Genomic DNA, 689 nt, shown 5'->3' with positions numbered 1-689 from the left:
GCAAACCGTTGGCACGACTGGCAGCAAGCTGTTATTGCAGTGAGTAAAGAGCAACTGGGTGACACTTGGAACGATTATTTTTTAACTGCACCAGTTTGGCACTTTGCACTGGATGTGAGTTACATGGACGATGCTACGTATATCGGCAGCATGATTCCAAGTGTAGATGCATGCGGTCGCTACTTCTTTTTTACTGTTGTTCGAGCGGTAAAAGGCAAAGCAGCACAGTATTGGGCACAAAGTGGCTGGACTGAAGATAGCCAGACTCTAGCGCTGTCAGTGTTAGACGATGAATTTGTATTTGATGTATGGCACCGAAGCATGCAGGAAAAGTGTGAGCTTGTTTCTGAAGTATCAATATGCAATGAAGAAATGGCGCTTTTGTACCAAAGCCCGATCTCAACAGTGTTTAGCTTTTCAACTGAAGCAAAGCATAACACGTTGTTAAATCATCTAATTGAGAGTCAACAGAGAAAACCATGCTTCTGGTGGACAGAAGGCTCTACTCATATTGAATCATGTATGTTTGTTAGCACTGGGTTGCCATCTATTGGCCAATTCTCTGCAATGTTAGATGGTCGTTGGCAAATGTGGAGTTGGTAGGAAGCAAAGAATGAATTGGAATTATTTTACTTTTGCCAAAACTCATGCAGGTAAAGTTCGTCCTTATAATGAGGATGCGTTACTGG

1 protein-coding gene is annotated in these 689 nt (G+C 42.7%); it reads left to right on the top strand.

Annotated features, from left to right (window positions below; genetic code table 11):
* Nucleotides 1–603: type VI secretion system-associated protein TagF (gene tagF / locus R8N28_RS26060; RefSeq protein WP_318183762.1), on the top strand; the 603-nt coding region annotated here is incomplete at its 5' end.
* Between the last annotated feature and the right edge of the window lie 86 nt (nt 604–689).

Source organism: Vibrio sp. Vb1554 (assembly GCF_033344235.1).
This window is presented reverse-complemented; position numbering and strand designations above follow the sequence as displayed.